This is a genomic window from Brucella sp. RRSP16 (assembly GCF_052246815.1).
Taxonomy (GTDB): domain Bacteria; phylum Pseudomonadota; class Alphaproteobacteria; order Rhizobiales; family Rhizobiaceae; genus Brucella; species Brucella intermedia.
Genome location: NZ_JBQQAM010000011.1, coordinates 60,896 through 77,020, shown reverse-complemented (window position 1 = coordinate 77,020; position 16,125 = coordinate 60,896). Strand labels below are relative to the sequence as shown.

The window sequence follows — 16,125 nt, the reverse complement described above, 5'->3', positions numbered from 1 at the left end:
TAGATAAATGTAATTTATTGGCTTAGTACTAGTGGGGACCCTGCTCAGAAAGCCCATGCAGGATGCTTGGCGACTGGAAAACCCAATTGGCGGTTCCTAGTTTTGGGAGCCGTAAATCCATCGGGTTCTTCAGCACGTATGAGGGCCACTAGCCTATGTTCTGATATTCCACATCCGGATGATAACTGGCGTGGAGTGGCGTAACAGGCGACAAGGTTCCCTTACACCGCCCGATCACAACGAACTATCAAGCTTAGGGTGAAACGGGCGGGACCCCGACTGGCACCTGTTTACCTCATCATCGCCGCCACGTTGCCGCCATCAACGGTTATGACAGCGCCAGTGGATGCGCGTGCCTGCACCAGATGCAGAACCGCCTCGGCAACGTCCTCGCCAGAGACTTCCCGCTTCAGCAAATTGCCGCGCATATAGACTTCCGGCGTTACACCGCGTGCCCGCGCACGCTCCTCGACCATTTCGTCGGTCATCAGGCCTGTTCGTATTCGATCGGGATTGACCGCGTTTACCGTAATGCCATCAGCGGCGTGCTCCAGGGAATATTGACGCATCAGTGCCATCAATGCCGCCTTCGATGTGCCATAAGGGCCGAAATCAGGCCCCGGGTTTACGGCCTGCTTGCTGACATTGAACACGACGGCACCGCCGGTGCCTTGCTTCTGCATGACCTTGATCGCAGCCCGCGCAATATAATGATGGCTCCAGAAATTGAGATCGAACGCAGCCTTGAACAGATCGTCCTCGACAGAGGTCAAAGCGCCCTGAAAAGCTGCACCCGCATTGGAGACAAGTATATCGACCCCGCCAAATTTTGCCGCGATCTGTGCAAGTGCATCGTCAGCCGCAACGGGATCAGTCAGGTCACATGCAAGGGCGAAGCCACCCAGCCGCTTCGCTTCCGCAGCTACGCGCTCCCCATCGATGTCAATCAGCGCAAGTTCCGCACCCTGATTTTTCAGTTGCTCCGCGATAGCCAGACCGAGACCGCCTGCTCCGCCTGTCACGACCGCCACCTGCCGCGTCAGCGGCTTTTCGGTCTGCTTGGTAAGCTTTGCCTGTTCCAGTGACCAGTATTCGATGTCAAAAAGGTCTTCTTCGGAAAGTGCTTCAAAACGGTCGATACCTTCGGCACCGCGAATGACCTCAATCGTCGCTTCGGCGACGTCCGCGCAGATGCCAGCGGATTTCTGCGTGTTTCCAGCCGCAAAAAGTCCCACGCCCTCGACATAGAAAACGCGCGGCATCGGATCGAGCATCTTCTTGCCGCCGCCGACACGCGCATTGTTACGCTCGAAATAGGCCGTGTAGTCGGCCGCATAGGCGGCCACCGCCTCTTTTACGCCGACTGTCCATGCTTCAAGGTTATCGGCTTCCGGCCTTGGTAGTGCCACGCCATAGCGCTTGATATGAATGACATGTTCCGGTGTCGCATTCCCGCGCCGCACCAGATCCGCGATGTTCGGCGCACCGCAAAAATCAAGAATATCGTCATTAGAGCGGTGCTCGAGAATGAAGCGGCGCGGCCGTCCCTCTCCCCTGCCAGGGAGTGCAATCGCTCCACGCAATATAGGTGCGATTTCCGCCGCCGAGGCCATGGCTTTAGCCGATCGTGTGGCGCTTGCCGTTCCGAATGGGCGTGGCCTGCCTTCCGCGATGCGCTTTTCAGCACGATCAATCCCGGCGATCATATTTTCATAGGCTTCACGCGGGTCCTCCGACCAGGTGAAAATACCGTGCTTCAGCAAGATCATGCCGGGTGCATCGGGCTTTGCGGAAAATGCCTTCAGACACGCTTTCGAAAGATCGAAACCCGGCATGACATAAGGCACGATAATCATCTCCGGGAAAAGTTCGCGGATGATCTCTTCACCCCGTGGCTGATTGGTAAGCGCCACGATCGCGTTGGCATGCGTGTGGTCGACATGCTTGAATGGCAGGATCGCATGAAGGATGGCTTCCACGGATGGATTGGGCGCTGCCGGATCGAGCAGCAAGCGGCGTTGCAGCATGACCATATCGTCATCCGACAAGGTTTCGTAGTTCACCATCGCTTTCAACGGTTCCAGATGCAGAGCGGGGAGACCTGCTGGCTCTATCTTGCCCATGTCCCAGCCGCTGCCCTTGACGCACAGCACGGAAACTTCACTGCCGTCATGATCAATCAGCCTGGTCTTGACCGAGGTGTTGCCGCCGCCGTGCAAAACCAGCTTGGGCTCGGAACCGAGAAGACGCGTGGTATAAGTGCGGATCGCGACATCGCGGTTCACGCCTGCCTGTTCATACGCACCGACAATCCTGTCGAAATCCGCTTGTGACCAATTCGATTTCATCCGCCGTTCCCTTAGCTGCAAGCCTGCGCATTGAAGTGCAGACACAAAGGCGCCTTCGTGGAAAACCTCGCATTTTCCGCGGCGCAACAAAGACTTGTGGAGATTCCTCTTCCTCTCATATACAATTGACACCAATAACTGACATTAGTCAACTCGATTGATTGGCTTGTTGATCGAAAGGTTTTTCTGTGCAACTCAGGAACAACAGAGACAACAGGAAACGAGTATGACATCGGGCGCCCAAACATCGTCTACGCATGCTATCCCGGCCGAGTTCGATGACGCCGTTGTCTGGGCAGCCTGGCTTTATTACGAGAATCAGCTGACCCAGAACGAAATCGCGCAGATGATCGGTGTTTCGCGCGCAACCATCGTCAACTATCTGCAGGAGGCAAGGCAGAGAGGTGTCGTGCGGATCCTGATGAACCCTGAAATAGCAACACGCACGCATATCGCTCGCAAATTGGCGACGCGGTTCGGGCTGGCGGAGGCACTCGTCATTCCATCGGAAAAATCAATCACCGTCGAAGCTCGCCTGAAAGCACTGGGCGCGGGCGGAGCGCGATTGATGGAGCGTATGGTGAAGCCCGGCGAGACCATCTGCGTCTCATGGGGACGCACAGTACTTGCCATTGCCGATGCAATTTCGCTGCCGCAGCCGATGGAAGGGATCACGATAGTACAGGTCACAGGCTCATCCATCGGCAAACGGGAGTTTTCCGCTGAGCTTTGCACCTCCATCATGGCGCGCAACATGGGCGCAACCAGCATCAACATGCTGGCCCCTGCCGTGCTCAGCACGGCTGAACTACGAGATGCGCTGATGGGCGAACCCGTACTCCAGCGCCAGTTCGAACTGATCGGCCAGGCCGACATGATTGTTTTCGGCGTCGGCGGTCTTGCTGCCGAAAGCACGATGCGCATTGCCGATGTGACCAGCAATGAGGAAATCGACGCTTATGCACGTGAAGGGGCGGCGGCGGTTCTGATCTGCCGCTTCCTTGACCGTGACGGAAAGCAGATTGTCCGCGAGCTCGACCGGCGCGTCATCGGCATTGAGCTTGATGAACTGCGTGGCGTCCCGCATAGGTTGTGCGTTGCAGGTGGCGCGCACAAGGTCGAAGCAATTCGCGCTGTTCTGGCGGGCGGGTATGCCACGCATCTGGTGACCGATATGGAGGCTGCCGAACGGCTCCTTGCTGATTAGAAGGCGGGGCGGTCTTCTAAACCCGCCCGCCCCTATTAAACTATTGCCGGACAGGCACGGTGTTCATGAACGCCAGCGTCTCGTCGAAGGAGCGAATACCCGCATCCGAGCCGAGGCCTGTTGCAACGAGCGCGGCCGACGCTTGAGCGAAGTTCAAGGCCGTTTTCAAATCCATCTTGTGATGCAAGGCCGTAATGAAACCGGCATCGAAAGCATCGCCGCATCCGGTGGTATCTACGACTTCGATCTGGAAAGCAGGCTGGCGCACGATTTGGCCTGATGCGTCCATGAAACAGACGCCGTCACCGCCGAGCGTGAATACACAATGCTTCACGCCACGCTCAAGAAAGAAGGCGCCTGCGCCCTCAACATCCTCAGCGCCCGAAATCTGCTTCGCTTCCTCGATGGAAGGCATGAAATAGTCGATATGCGGGAAAAGCGGAGCGATCAGGTCGAGAGTGCCATCATTTGCGCCGAGAAGATCGAAGGTCGTCGTTCTTCCGCGTGCCTTCGCTTCAGCAAGAAGCTTTCGGCTGGGCTCGCCATCAAGCTTGGCCAGAAGACCGGTTCCACCAAGATGAATGATCGGCGGCGCCAGCACTGCATCGAGCGCACTGTCCGCAATCTCGAAATGGTCCGATGCCCCGCGTGCATGCAGAGCCGGACGATCGCCGTTGTGGCGAATATTCAGGATGCTCGCTGAGGTCGGCACGCCTTTGAGACGCTGCATCTGCGCTGCATCAACACCAAAACGCTGCAAGGTCGCAATGACGAATTCGGCTTTCTCGTCGTCGCCGACCGCGCCGACGGCCAAGCAGTTGAGGCCGAGCTTGGCCAGATCGACAACCGTGCCGCCAGCGGTACCCGCGACGGTCAACCGGATTTCATCAATGAATTCGACATTCCCGCCCGGTGGAATTGCATCGACCGGCCGACCGAGCACATCAAGAATATAAAGCCCTACGACCGACACATCGTGTGACATGAAACCCTCCCAGAAAATACGTGAGGCCGCACCTGTGCTGTGACAGAAAAGCGCGGCCGATTTGATTTCAACTGCGATTGCGCAAGGCGAAGATCGTACCGGCAAGCAGGATGAAAATGCCCACAATGGCAAGCTGCAGCGTGCTCGGAATTCCCACGAAGATCAGAACATTGCTGACGATCGTGATCAAAAGCACCCCCAACAGTGTTCCAATCACCGAACCGGAACCACCCGTAATCCGCGCACCGCCGAGCACGACAGCAGCGATGATTTCAAGTTCCATACCGGCAAGATCGAATGGATTGGCGAGACGATTGCTTGAGACGTGAACCACGCCCGCAATACCAGCCAGAAGCCCCGCATAGGCGAAGACGAAAATACGCACGCGGAAGAGATTGATGCCAAGTCGTTCGGCTATGCCCGGATTGCCGCCGACAGCGAAGATTGCCCGTCCCATCAATGTCCGCTCAAGGATGAACCATGTCACCAGCGCGGCGGCAACGAGAACCAGAACCGTGGCTGGTAGTACTGAAACGACGCCGTTCGATGCGTGATGGGTAAAGAGCGAGGCCTTGCCGAAAGCATCCATTGCCGCCGGAATATTCATGAACAGCGCAGTGCCGACAAAGGTCAGCAGAAAGCTTCGGATCACATATTGCGTTCCGATGGTGACGATCAGCGAGGGGGCTTGCAGTTTCTGGACGAGGAGGCCGTTCAGAGCGCCAAACGCCGCGCCGCCCAGAGCCGCAAGGATCAGGATGATCGTCATCGGCATTTCAGGAAACCAGTTCGTGACCAGCATGGTCAGAGCATACATCACGAAGGCCGCAATAGCCGTGAATGAAACGTCGATCCCACCGGAAGCGAGCACGACCAGCACGCCCATCGCAAACAATCCTCGCACGACGGAAGCGCGTAGAATATCCACGATATTGCTCATCTGAAGGAAATCAGGATTGGCACCGATAACCACCAGACAGGTGACGATTATCAGAAGCAACGTGAAGATTTCTGGCCGGCGCCCCAGCAGATCCCAGAGACGCGAGCCAATGCCGCCCTGGCCCTTATCCGCAACAGAAGCAGATGCGATCTCAGTCATTGTGCCACCTCCTTCGACGTGCTGGCCATGGATTGGTAGATGGCATCTTCGCTCAGGCCCTCGGCAGCATGCGTAGCCACGATACGGCCCTGACGCATGACGAGAATGCGGTCACAGTTCTGCAAAAGCTCCGGCAAATCATCACTGATGATAATGACGCCCATACCATCATCAGCCAGACGCTGGATGATACGGAAAATCGTGTCCTTCGAGCCTACATCCACCCCCACCGTCGGACCATGCAGGATCAGAAGCTGAGGGTTGATCGTCAGCCATCGGCCGATCAGAACGCGCTGCTGATTGCCTCCGGACAGGGACTGCACCGGTATGGTTACGTCCGGCGCGACGATCTGCAGGTCGGCAACGCTTTGCTCGGCGACGCGACGCGCACGCCGGGCGCTGATCACGCCAAGCGCATTGCGCAACCGGTCGAGGATCGGAAGGGTAATGTTGTCCTGAATCGGTTTCTCGAGGAAAAGACCTTCGGTCAGCCGGTCTTCCGGCACGTAACCGATCCCATATTCAATGGCTTGCGCCGTCGACTGCGGTGCGATCTTTTGCCCGTTCAAGCGCATCTTTCCGGTTGTTGCTGTTTTGACACCAGCAAGAGCGAGCGCAAGCTCGTTGCGGCCCGAATCCAGCAGGCCAGTGATACCGAGGATTTCACCTTTTCTAAGCTTGAGTGAAACATCCCGAAATGCCTTGCCATCGCCAAGCTTTTCGACTTCGAGCATGACTTCGCCAAGTTTCGGATCAGTGCGATAGCGTGTTTCGCTGATTTCACGACCGGTCATCCAATGACTGAACTCCGCCTTGCTGTGCAAGGCGACATCAAGCTCGGCAACCTTCAGTCCGTCGCGCATGATGATTGCACGCCCGCCAAGAGACTTGCACTCATCGAGTTTGTGCGTGACGAACAGCACGGCCACACCCTTGCTACGAAGGCGTTCCACCACATGCAGCAGGTTTTCAACTTCCTGGCGAGTCAACGATGTCGTGGGCTCGTCCATGATGACAAGGCGTGCCTCGGAAGCGACCGCGCGCGCAATGGCGATCAACTGGCGCGTTGCCAGCGGCAGCGTGTCGGTTCGGCGCGAAAGAAACGCATTGTCTGTAGGCAAATGCACTTCGGCAAGCGCCCGCCGCGCAGTTTCGTTCAGAAGCGAAATATTCAACCGGCGGGCAAGACGCCCGGAAGCTTCAACGAGCTGTTCGGTAAATGCTACATTTTCAGCCACGGAGAGATTGGGTAGCAGCGACAGATCCTGATAAACAGTTTCTATTCCTGCACGAAGCGCCCCAATAGCGCCGAGATCGCCAGCCGTTGCACCGGTCGCCTCGCCGTCGATCAGTATCTGCCCCTCATCGGCGGGCTGTGCGCCTGAGAGGATTTTGATCAGCGTGCTCTTGCCGCAACCGTTCTCTCCCATCAGATGGTAGATTTGTCCGGCTTCAATTGTCAGGCTGACGTCTTTGAGTGCTTTTACGCCGCCAAAGGATTTCTTGACGTTTCTGACCTCTAGAAACGGCGGCGCAGAATGTGTCGTTGTATCGGTGGCGAGCATGGCGAATTCCTGAAATTCCGGATTGTTCCTCCAGGGCCGCTGTGGTGAGGGCGGCCCTGGAGGTCAGCGTGGCGCGTTGCTTCGTAATCAGAACGGGAAGTTCTTGTAGTTGGACTTGTCCGCATCAACCCAGGCCTGGCCCTGGATGATGATGCCCTTGCCCGGTCCCTTGATGACGGTCATCTTCTCGTAACCCGGAACACCCAAATCCATGCCATCCTTGATTTCCTCGCCCTTGAGAACGAGATCGGAGACCTTGTTCATGACGTAGCCAGCATCCTTCGGGTCCCAGAAGAAAATCTGGTCGACAGCACCGCTTTCGAGATACGGACCGGTATCCTTCGGAAGCCCGAGACCGAACACGCAGGTCTTGTCCTGCAGTCCCGCTTCCTCCACCGCACGACCTATGCCGATCACATCGATAGCGGACGATCCCTGAAAGCCCTTGATATCCGGATATTTACGGAGGATTTCCTTGGCCTTTTCATAGGCCCGGTTGGCATCATTGAAAGATTCGTTCTTCTCTGCCACCAGTTCCATATCCGGATACTGCTTGGCGTTTTCGGCACCGGCATCGACCCATTGATTATGCGTGAGGCTGCCAAGCGATCCCACGAACGAGGTCCACTTGCCCGATTTGCCCATGCATTCGGCCAGTTTTTCATTGATACGCGCGCCGAATGCCTTGTTGTCGAAGGCTTCGATATCGACATCTGTATTCACGAGGCTGTCACCCTCATGGGTGATGACCTTGATGCCGCGCTGTGAAGCGCGGCGCAGCACGCCTTCAAGCGCTGAAGGGTCCATCGGCACAACGGCAATCGCCGAGACATTCTTGGCAACGAGGTCTTCGATGATGCGGGTCTGCTGCGCGGCATCAGCCTTTGCCGGGCCCACCTGGCTGGCGCTCACATTGGCATTGTCCTTGCCATAAGCATCAACCCCTTCGTTCATGCGGGTAAACCAGTTTTCACCAGTAACCTTGACTACCGTCACGATGGTCGGCTTGTCTGCCGCGAGTGCGGCGCCGGCCATGACTGTTCCCGCAAGCATCGTGCCCGCTATCAGTTTGGAAAACATGCTCATAAGACTCCTCCATTAATATAAGCAGATTGTTTTTTGGGTCCTCGGCTGGCGGCTTCATCCCGGAACCGCAGCCTTGTCGCTATTGTCTTCTGGGCCGCAGCCAGTAGCTGAAGTGCATGCGTGCCGATGCCAGAAGCGCCAGCAGCAGAACACCCCAGGCAAGATCGCGGAAGAAATTCGAGATGTTCATGAAGTTGAACAGGCTTGAGAGTATCTGCAGAGCCGTAGCGGCCAGTAGCACACAGAGTATCTTCCCGTAGCCGCCCTCCGGCTTCACACCGCCCAAGACGGCAATCAGGATCGCAATCAGGACGTAAGACCCGCCATAGTCCCACTTCACCGAAGAGTTGCGCGCAGCAATGATGATCCCCGCAACTGAAGCAAGAAGGCCGCACAGCGTATAGGTGATGAGAAGCATGCGCCTTTCATTGATACCGCCATAGCGAGCCGCCTTGGCATTGCTGCCAAGTAGCATCAGTTTCACGCCGAAAGGCGTGTATTTGAGCAGGAATGACAGCGCCAGAGCGATAGCGATAAACAGCGCAAAACACATCGGAACGCCAAGAACGGGCATGTTGCCGAAATTGTCGAGTGACTCGATAAAGCCCATGCTGACGGCGGAGCCGTTGGTCAGGAATACGGCAATGCCAGTAAAAAGAAGCTGGGTTCCGAGCGTTGCGATCAATGGCGTCAGGCGCGCATAGGCAATCACGATCCCATTGATGACACCGCCGATCAACCCGACGACCAGCGCCAGGCCGGCAAATACCCACGAGAAAAGCAGCGGTGCATCGGCAGCCGGAATATAATGGCGTGTCAGCAGAAACGCGACGATGCCGGAAAGATTTGCCAGCGCGATGCCCGAAAGATCGATACCGCCATTGCCTGAAATCATCGCCAGCATGACACCGAAGGCCAGCAGTCCCAATTCGGGAACCTGCGACGCCATCGATTGCAGGTTATAGCTGTCCATGAAATTTGAACCGGCCAGAAAGCCGCCCGCCGCCAGAACGGCGACATTGATCAACGCCAGAAATAGCGTCTGTCGATCCAGGCTGTTCGATGACACGTCCATCCTCCCGCTATCGAAGCATTTCTCGTTCTTCAAACCCTGCCGCCTCCTGACAGGTGATAGTTTGAAGACCGCCTCCACTTTTGACATTTGTCAGATAGTTTTGTCTCTTGTCAACACATTTCCCCCAACACCAAAATCTTCTCAAAAAAAGGGGGCCAACAGCTGACGGCACAATCGCGGACAAAACCCGCCATGAAAACCTGTCGACAGGCATGATTGTACTAACCCATTGAATGAAAAGGTCATTGTCGCCTCCCAGCGACCAGCATGACAGATGTTCCTCCTACTCTATTTATCCTTCTTATATGAAATGTTGACATTTGTCGATCATTAATCGAATATTGTCAAAACGACGGCGAGACCGTTGAAACCGGCGGCAGAACAACTGCCGCCAGCGGAGGAAATGCATTGGAACTTCTGCTGGATGTGGAGGGACTGAAAAAGTCCTTCGGCGGCGTTGCCGCCTTGCGGAACGGACGCCTCCGGTTGCGGCCCGGCTCGGTGCATGCACTTTGCGGGGGCAACGGCGCGGGCAAATCCACCTTTCTGAAAATTCTGATGGGCATTCACGCCCGTGACGAAGGTCACATCCGGCGGCGCGGAAAAGAAGTCACATATTCCAGCCCTGCTGAAGCGTTGCAGGCGGGCATCGCCATAATCGAGCAGGAGTTGAGCCCCATCCCGCACATGACCGTGGCGGAAAACATCTATCTGGGCAGAGAACCGCTTCGTTGTTTCGGCGGCATCGACTTCAAGACGATGAATCGGAATGCTCAAAAACTTCTCGACCAACTCGAATTCAAAATTCGCGCCAATCAGTTCATGATGAATCTGTCCGTCGCGCAGATTCAACTGGTTGAGATCGCAAAAGCGCTCAGTCACGACGCCGAAGTCATTTTCATGGACGAACCGACGTCGGCCATTGGCGAAAAGGAAGCGCAGCAGCTTTTTGCCGCAATCGGACGGCTGAAAGCGAGCGGCAAAGGGGTCGTCTACGTCTCGCATCGACTGTCGGAGATTTTTCAGATTGCCGACACCTATACCGTGTTTCGCGACGGCAGCTATATCGACAGCGGCGATCTCGGAGCTATCACGCGGGCAGACTTGATCCGTTTGATCGTCGGACGGGAATTGGGCGACGAATACATCAAGACGAATGTCCCGACAGAAGTTCCAGGCCTCGAGGTCTTGGGCCTCAGCGCACCAGGCAAGATAACCGATATCTCCTTCACCGCGCACAAGGGTGAGATCTTTGGCATCTACGGATTGATGGGGTCGGGTCGTTCGGAAATATTCAACTGTCTTTTCGGACTGGATAAAGCCTCCCAAGGCGCAATCCGTCTGGAAGGTGAGACGATAAGCATTCGGCGTCCCTCGGATGCTATGGCGCTCGGGCTCGCCTTCGTGACGGAGGACCGAAAACTCACCGGTCTCAATCTTGGCGACAGCGTTCGCAACAATATCTGCCTTGCCAGCCTGCCCGAGATGAGCCCGCATTTTGCAATGAACCGACGCGAGGAATCGTCAGCCAGCAGGGCAATGATCGAGCGTTTCAGGATCAAGGTCGCGCATGACACGATGGCGGTTTCCGGCCTTTCGGGTGGCAACCAGCAGAAAGTCGTGCTTGGAAAATGGTTCCTGCGAAGCCCGCGTGTTCTGCTGCTTGATGAACCCACGCGCGGTGTCGATGTCGGCGCAAAACAGGAAATTTACCGCGTCATCTGCGAATTTGCCGCCGAAGGCGGAACTGTAGTCATGGTCTCATCCGAGATCGATGAGGTTCTCGGCATGTCCGATCGCATCATGGTCATGCGCGGGGGAAAATCGGTTGGCATTTATCGCAGGGCGGAAACGAACGCGCAGTCGCTGGTGCATCTTTCGACATGAAGATTGACCCGGAAGCACCGCGTATCGGTTGAGACCAAGGAGATAGAACAGTCGCCTGCATCAGCACTTGCGGCCGGTTCTGGAGAGGTAAAACAGTGTCCACCACAGAGAATAATTCACCAACCAGCTGGTTTGGCTCCGAACGTCGCAGGCTCGTCGTTCAGGAATACGGTATATTCATCGCCTTCCTGCTTCTGGCTACGATCCTCTCGTTCTCCAACGAGTATTTCCTGACGGCAGGCAATATTTCCAACGTTTTGCTGCAAACCTCCATCAACGGCATTCTCGCCATCGGCATGACCTTCGTCATTCTGACGCGTGGCATCGACCTCTCCGTTGGCTCTGTAGTCGCATTGGCCGGTATCGTCAGCGCCAGCCTTGCAACCACGTCGGCGACGGCAGGCATTGCGGGCGCTCCATATTCACCGTTCATAGCCATTCCCGTCGGTCTGCTCGTAGGCATCAGCTGCGGCGCGCTGGTCGGCACGATCGTCTCACGCTTCGCGGTTCCGGCATTCGTGGCCACGCTCGGCATGCTTTCCGCAGCGCGCGGCCTGACCTTGATCTACGGCGGCGGCAAGCCGGTACCCGCCCTTGTCCCGGATTTTCGCTGGATCGGAACTGGCAACATTCTCGGCGTTCCGGTTCCTGTCATTCTGCTCGCGATCGTGTTTCTGGTATCATGGTGGATTCTGAACCGCTCGCGGTTCGGCCGCTATATCTACGCTGTTGGCGGCAATCCCCACGCTGCTAATACTTCTGGCATCAACATATCACGGGTGCGCTTTTCAGTTTACGTCATCTCCGGCGGGCTGGCTGGCCTTGCAGGCATGGTCCTGTCCGCCCGCACCGGATCGGCGCTGCCGCAAGCGGGTATCAGCTATGAACTCGATGCCATCGCAGCGGTCGTCATTGGCGGCACCAGCCTTTCGGGCGGCGTCGGGCGCATCACGGGAACACTCATCGGCGCGCTCATCATCGGTGTCATGAACAACGGTCTCGATCTGATGGGTATCCAGTCCTACTACCAGCAGGTTTTGAAGGGAGCACTCATCGTAGGCGCGGTCATGCTTGATCAGAAACGCAACCAGGGCGCCTAGAGCAGGCCCCCCCGAAAGCAGGAAACGGTTTCGGGGGTAAGGACATGCGCAAAAGCAAACGAAAAGGGCATTTCTACCGATTCAATTCAAACGGGAAATGGCCTAGCCGCACCGCCCCCATTTTCAAGAACGGCATACTGATCGGTATGCCAAATCAACAAGGAGGAGATTGCAATGAAAAAACTGTTGATCGCGCTCGCTGCGGCGTCCGCACTAATCGTTACGCCATCACTGGCGCAAGACAAGAAGCTCAAGATCGGCGCGGCGCCTTACGGATTGAATGCCGAGTTCATGCAGGTCTGGTCGGAAGCCCTGAAAAAGCATCCGGCGGTCAAGAACGGCGAGGTTGACCTGACCATATTCGACGGGCGTTATGATGCGCTGGTCCAGCAGGAACAGTTCAATACGATGATTACGCAGAAGTTCGATGCGATCATCTTCGTCCCTATTGATATCGAGGCAGGTGCTGCCGCCGTTCAGGCCGCCAGTGACGCAGGCATCCCGGTTGTAGGTTCGAACACACGCGTCAACTCCGATTTGCTCGCGGCCTATGTCGGCTCCGACGATACGGTGTCGGGCTATATGGAAGCCAAGGACGTGCTCGACAAGATCGGCTGCAAGGGAAATGTCGTCATCCTTGAAGGACCAATCGGCCAATCCGCACAGATTTCCCGTCTGGAAGGCAACAAGAAAGCGCTTGCCGAATGCCCCGACGTGAAGGTTCTTGAAGACCAGACTGCGAACTGGTCTCGCGCTGAAGCGCAGACCCTTATGGAGAATTGGCTGACCGCCCATCCTGGTCAGATCAAGGGCGTGATCGGCCAGAATGACGAAATGGCGCTCGGAGCGATCGAGGCGATCAAGGCCGCCAACCTCAAGGTGAGTGATTTCGCAATCGCTGGCATCGACGGTATTACCGATGCACTGCATGCGGTCAAGGAAGGCACGATGACCTCCATTCTGCAGGATGCAAATGCGCAGGCACAAGGCGCTCTCGACCTTGCGATCTTCCACGCCAAGAAGGGCGAGTACAAGCCTCAATCCGATATCTGGGCGCAGTATCCGGATATGCCGTTCAACGACGGCAAGGACAAGAACTACAATGTTCCATGGACGCCGGTGACCGCTCAAAACGTCGACAAGCTCCTGGAAAGCCGCAAGTAACGCTGCCTGGGCGGCCCCGCCACTTATCGTGAAAGTCGTGATAGGGATGCCGGGCCGCCAGGCTCACAATCCAGACTCCCGAGGCAAAAAATGTCCGATCAAGCTCCCCAAATTGACCTGAACTTCCCGCTTTCCGGAAAAATTGCAATCGTGACCGGAGGCGCTTCCGGGATTGGTGCTGCAATATCCAGAGCTTTCATCGCCAAAGGCGCCAAAGTCGCAGTGCTCGATATAAGCGCTGATATTGCGAAAGCCAAAGCCGCGGAACTCGGCGAAAACGCAAAGCCGTTCGTTTGCGATGTTTCGAGCCAGCAGTCGGTCAATGACGCAATCGCAGCGGTCAATGATGAGTTCGGCACAATCGACATTGCGGTCAATAGCGCAGGTGTCGTCTATCTGGCTCCTGCGGAAGAAATTTCGCTCGATGAATGGGATAGGACCATCTCCATTAATCTCAAAGGAAGTTTCCTCGTTACCCAGGCGGTCGGTCGCGCCATGATCGCTGCGGGCAAGGGCGGCAAGATCATCAATCTCGCCTCTCAGGCAGGCACAGTCGCTATTGAAGAACACGTCGCCTACTGCGCGTCGAAGTTCGGCGTCATCGGCATGTCGAAGACCTTCGCAGCCGAATGGGGCAAGCATGGGATATGCGTCAACACACTTTCACCGACCATCGTGCTCACGGAACTCGGCAAGAAGGCCTGGGCCGGTGAAAAGGGCGAGGCCGCAAAGAAGCGTATCCCCGCAGGGCGTTTTGCCTATCCCGAAGAGATTGCCGCAGCAGCCGTATTCCTCGCATCTGCAGGAGCCGACATGATTACTGGTGCCGATCTCCTGATCGACGGCGGCTATACCATTCTTTGAGCCCAGCGCTCATTCATCTTACAGGAGATATCATGCAGCGCTTCATCAACAATCCGGACGAAGTCGTGGAAGATACCGTGAAGGGTTTTGTCAAAGCTCATTCCGACATCGTCCGGCTCGCGGAAAACCCGCGTGTCATTGCTGCGAAAGACGCCCCCGTCGCCGGCAAGGTCGGTGTCGTTACAGGTGGCGGTTCCGGTCATGAGCCCGCTTTCATCGGTTACACGGGGAAGAACATGCTTGATGCGGTAGCGGTGGGGGAACTGTTTTCCTCGCCAACCGCCAAGAGTTTTCACGATGCCATACGCGAAGCAGATGGCGGCAAGGGCGTTGTCGTCCTTTATGGCAACTACGCGGGCGACAACATGAATGTGAAGATGGCGACCAAGCTGGCCGCCAAGGACGGGGTCGAAGTTGCGACAGTCGTCGCGAACGACGATGTCTGTTCAGCCCCTGCCGACGAACGCGAAAAGCGGCGCGGCGTTGCCGGCGAGATTTTCATGTGGAAGGTTGGCGGCGCAAAAGCGGCAACTGGAGCCGCCCTGGAGGAGGTTCGCGCCACAGCGCAGAAGGCCATCGATAACTGCCGTTCGATCGGTGTGGGGCTCGGTCCATGCACGCTGCCTGCCGTCGGTCATCCGAATTTCGAGATCGCGCCGGGAACGATGGAAGTCGGGATCGGGCATCACGGCGAGCCTGGGGTGCGGGTGGAGCCGCTCAAGCCCGCAGCCGAAGTCGCAAAAGATATGTGCCAGATCGTGCTCGATGACCATGAACTTGCTGAAGGCACCGAAGTCGCCGTGCTTATTTCGGGTCTGGGCGCAACGCCGCTGAACGAGCTTTATATCCTCAACGACACGATTGAATCCGAGATCCGGGCACGCGGACTGACAATCCATCGCACTTATATCGGCAATTATTTCACTTCGCTTGAAATGGTCGGCGCAACGCTGACGATCATGGCGCTGGACAACGAACTGAAAGAATTGCTCGACGTGGAAGTGCGCTGCACCACCATTCTGTAAGGAAGAGACCTGTGCAAACACTCAATAACGCAAAAGCCGGAGACATCGTGCTGGCAATGGCCGACCGGATTGTCGAGAACCGCGCCTATCTCAGCGAGATCGACGGCAAGATCGGTGATGGCGATCACGGCGTCAACATGGCCAAGGGGTTCAACATGGCCGCCGAGCGACTGAAGGGGAAGAATGAGGCACTGGCCGCTTCGCTCGATACGCTTGGCACCGTGCTCATGACCGAGATCGGCGGCTCGATGGGACCGCTTTACGGCGTAATGTTCACCGAATTTGCGGAAAAAATAGACGGGATCGAGAATATCGATGCAGCTGCGTTCAGCCGCATGCTCCACGCCGGGCTTGAAGGTATCCAGTCAATCGGCTCTGCAAAGGTCGGTGACAAGACATTGCTGGACACGCTCGTGCCTGCCATCGAAGCCTTCGATGAAGCCACCGCTGCCGGAAAGTCATTTGCCGAGGCCCTCGAAGCTCTCGTCATAGCCGCCGAGAAAGGCCGGGATTCGACGATCGATCTGGTGGCGAAGATCGGTCGCGCCAGCCGTCTTGGCGAAAGGTCGCTGGGTGTTCTGGATGCCGGAGCGACATCCTGCGCCATTATCCTCAAGGAACTTTCCGACGGCGCACGGGTGCGGTTGCAGTAGACATTACCGACGATCAGCAGGCCCGGTGTAAAGCCAGGAACCGGGCCTGCCGTTTCCGCGCATTCTA

13 protein-coding genes are annotated in these 16,125 nt (G+C 56.6%); 7 read left to right on the top strand and 6 right to left on the bottom strand.

Annotated elements, in window-relative coordinates; genetic code table 11:
• Nucleotides 1-290 precede the first annotated feature (290 nt).
• The gene (locus tag ACS5UA_RS17450) at nucleotides 291-2,348 is read right to left on the bottom strand and encodes a bifunctional aldolase/short-chain dehydrogenase (RefSeq protein WP_025092213.1); all 2,058 of its coding nucleotides are present in this window, start codon (nucleotides 2,346-2,348) and stop codon (nucleotides 291-293) included.
• Between the two features lie 226 nt (nucleotides 2,349-2,574).
• On the opposite strand from ACS5UA_RS17450, the gene ACS5UA_RS17445 reads away from it, so the two are divergent.
• Complete coding sequence (locus ACS5UA_RS17445; RefSeq protein WP_025092214.1) at nucleotides 2,575-3,555, top strand: sugar-binding transcriptional regulator; 981 nt, start codon at nucleotides 2,575-2,577, stop codon at nucleotides 3,553-3,555.
• Between the two features lie 40 nt (nucleotides 3,556-3,595).
• Here ACS5UA_RS17445 and ACS5UA_RS17440 read toward each other — a convergent pair whose 3' ends face one another.
• The 5 genes from ACS5UA_RS17440 to ACS5UA_RS17420 all read right to left on the bottom strand — a co-directional run bounded on the left by ACS5UA_RS17440 (nucleotide 3,596) and on the right by ACS5UA_RS17420 (nucleotide 9,359).
• Complete coding sequence (locus ACS5UA_RS17440; protein ID WP_112702433.1) at nucleotides 3,596-4,540, bottom strand: carbohydrate kinase family protein; 945 nt, start codon at nucleotides 4,538-4,540, stop codon at nucleotides 3,596-3,598.
• Between the two features lie 67 nt (nucleotides 4,541-4,607).
• A complete protein-coding gene (locus ACS5UA_RS17435) occupies nucleotides 4,608-5,639 on the bottom strand; it encodes an ABC transporter permease (RefSeq protein ID WP_112702434.1) in 1,032 nt (343 codons plus the stop codon).
• Nucleotides 5,636-7,204, bottom strand: a complete 1,569-nt coding sequence (locus ACS5UA_RS17430) for a sugar ABC transporter ATP-binding protein (protein ID WP_025092217.1) — start codon at nucleotides 7,202-7,204, stop codon at nucleotides 5,636-5,638. The genes ACS5UA_RS17435 and ACS5UA_RS17430 overlap by 4 nt, the downstream gene beginning before the upstream one ends.
• Before the next feature lie 87 nt (nucleotides 7,205-7,291).
• The gene (locus ACS5UA_RS17425; protein WP_006469741.1) at nucleotides 7,292-8,290 is read right to left on the bottom strand and encodes an autoinducer 2 ABC transporter substrate-binding protein; all 999 of its coding nucleotides are present in this window, start codon (nucleotides 8,288-8,290) and stop codon (nucleotides 7,292-7,294) included.
• Nucleotides 8,291-8,369: 79 nt separating this feature from the next.
• Nucleotides 8,370-9,359 (bottom strand): ABC transporter permease, encoded by a 990-nt coding sequence (locus tag ACS5UA_RS17420; RefSeq protein ID WP_025092218.1) that lies wholly within the window; start codon nucleotides 9,357-9,359, stop codon nucleotides 8,370-8,372.
• Between the two features lie 414 nt (nucleotides 9,360-9,773).
• Between ACS5UA_RS17420 and ACS5UA_RS17415 the strand changes: the two genes are divergently transcribed.
• The 6 genes from ACS5UA_RS17415 (at nucleotide 9,774) to dhaL (ending at nucleotide 16,058) form a co-directional block, all read left to right on the top strand.
• Nucleotides 9,774-11,252 (top strand): sugar ABC transporter ATP-binding protein, encoded by a 1,479-nt coding sequence (locus tag ACS5UA_RS17415; RefSeq protein ID WP_025092219.1) that lies wholly within the window; start codon nucleotides 9,774-9,776, stop codon nucleotides 11,250-11,252.
• 95 nt (nucleotides 11,253-11,347) lie between these two features.
• Nucleotides 11,348-12,352 (top strand): ABC transporter permease, encoded by a 1,005-nt coding sequence (locus tag ACS5UA_RS17410; RefSeq protein WP_025092220.1) that lies wholly within the window; start codon nucleotides 11,348-11,350, stop codon nucleotides 12,350-12,352.
• Between the two features lie 174 nt (nucleotides 12,353-12,526).
• On the top strand, nucleotides 12,527-13,516 hold the full coding sequence (locus tag ACS5UA_RS17405) for a substrate-binding domain-containing protein (protein ID WP_025092221.1): 990 nt from the start codon (nucleotides 12,527-12,529) through the stop codon (nucleotides 13,514-13,516).
• 90 nt (nucleotides 13,517-13,606) lie between these two features.
• Nucleotides 13,607-14,380 (top strand): GolD/DthD family dehydrogenase, encoded by a 774-nt coding sequence (locus ACS5UA_RS17400; protein WP_025092222.1) that lies wholly within the window; start codon nucleotides 13,607-13,609, stop codon nucleotides 14,378-14,380.
• Nucleotides 14,381-14,412: 32 nt separating this feature from the next.
• A complete protein-coding gene (locus ACS5UA_RS17395) occupies nucleotides 14,413-15,405 on the top strand; it encodes a dihydroxyacetone kinase subunit DhaK (RefSeq protein WP_100651889.1) in 993 nt (330 codons plus the stop codon).
• Nucleotides 15,406-15,416: 11 nt separating this feature from the next.
• Nucleotides 15,417-16,058 (top strand): dihydroxyacetone kinase subunit DhaL, encoded by a 642-nt coding sequence (gene dhaL, locus ACS5UA_RS17390; protein ID WP_112671585.1) that lies wholly within the window; start codon nucleotides 15,417-15,419, stop codon nucleotides 16,056-16,058.
• The last annotated feature ends 67 nt before the right edge of the window (nucleotides 16,059-16,125 follow it).

Excerpts from the sequence above, each read along its gene's own strand:
- ACS5UA_RS17430 (WP_025092217.1), bottom strand. The coding sequence starts at position 7,204 with ATGCTCGCCACCGATACAACGACACATTCTGCGCCGCCGTTTCTAGAG.
- ACS5UA_RS17405 (WP_025092221.1), top strand. The coding sequence starts at position 12,527 with ATGAAAAAACTGTTGATCGCGCTCGCTGCGGCGTCCGCACTAATCGTT.
- ACS5UA_RS17445 (WP_025092214.1), top strand. The coding sequence starts at position 2,575 with ATGACATCGGGCGCCCAAACATCGTCTACGCATGCTATCCCGGCCGAG.
- ACS5UA_RS17395 (WP_100651889.1), top strand. The coding sequence starts at position 14,413 with ATGCAGCGCTTCATCAACAATCCGGACGAAGTCGTGGAAGATACCGTG.
- ACS5UA_RS17435 (WP_112702434.1), bottom strand. The coding sequence starts at position 5,639 with ATGACTGAGATCGCATCTGCTTCTGTTGCGGATAAGGGCCAGGGCGGC.
- ACS5UA_RS17425 (WP_006469741.1), bottom strand. The coding sequence starts at position 8,290 with ATGAGCATGTTTTCCAAACTGATAGCGGGCACGATGCTTGCGGGAACA.
- ACS5UA_RS17440 (WP_112702433.1), bottom strand. The coding sequence starts at position 4,540 with ATGTCACACGATGTGTCGGTCGTAGGGCTTTATATTCTTGATGTGCTC.
- ACS5UA_RS17450 (WP_025092213.1), bottom strand. The coding sequence starts at position 2,348 with ATGAAATCGAATTGGTCACAAGCGGATTTCGACAGGATTGTCGGTGCG.
- ACS5UA_RS17400 (WP_025092222.1), top strand. The coding sequence starts at position 13,607 with ATGTCCGATCAAGCTCCCCAAATTGACCTGAACTTCCCGCTTTCCGGA.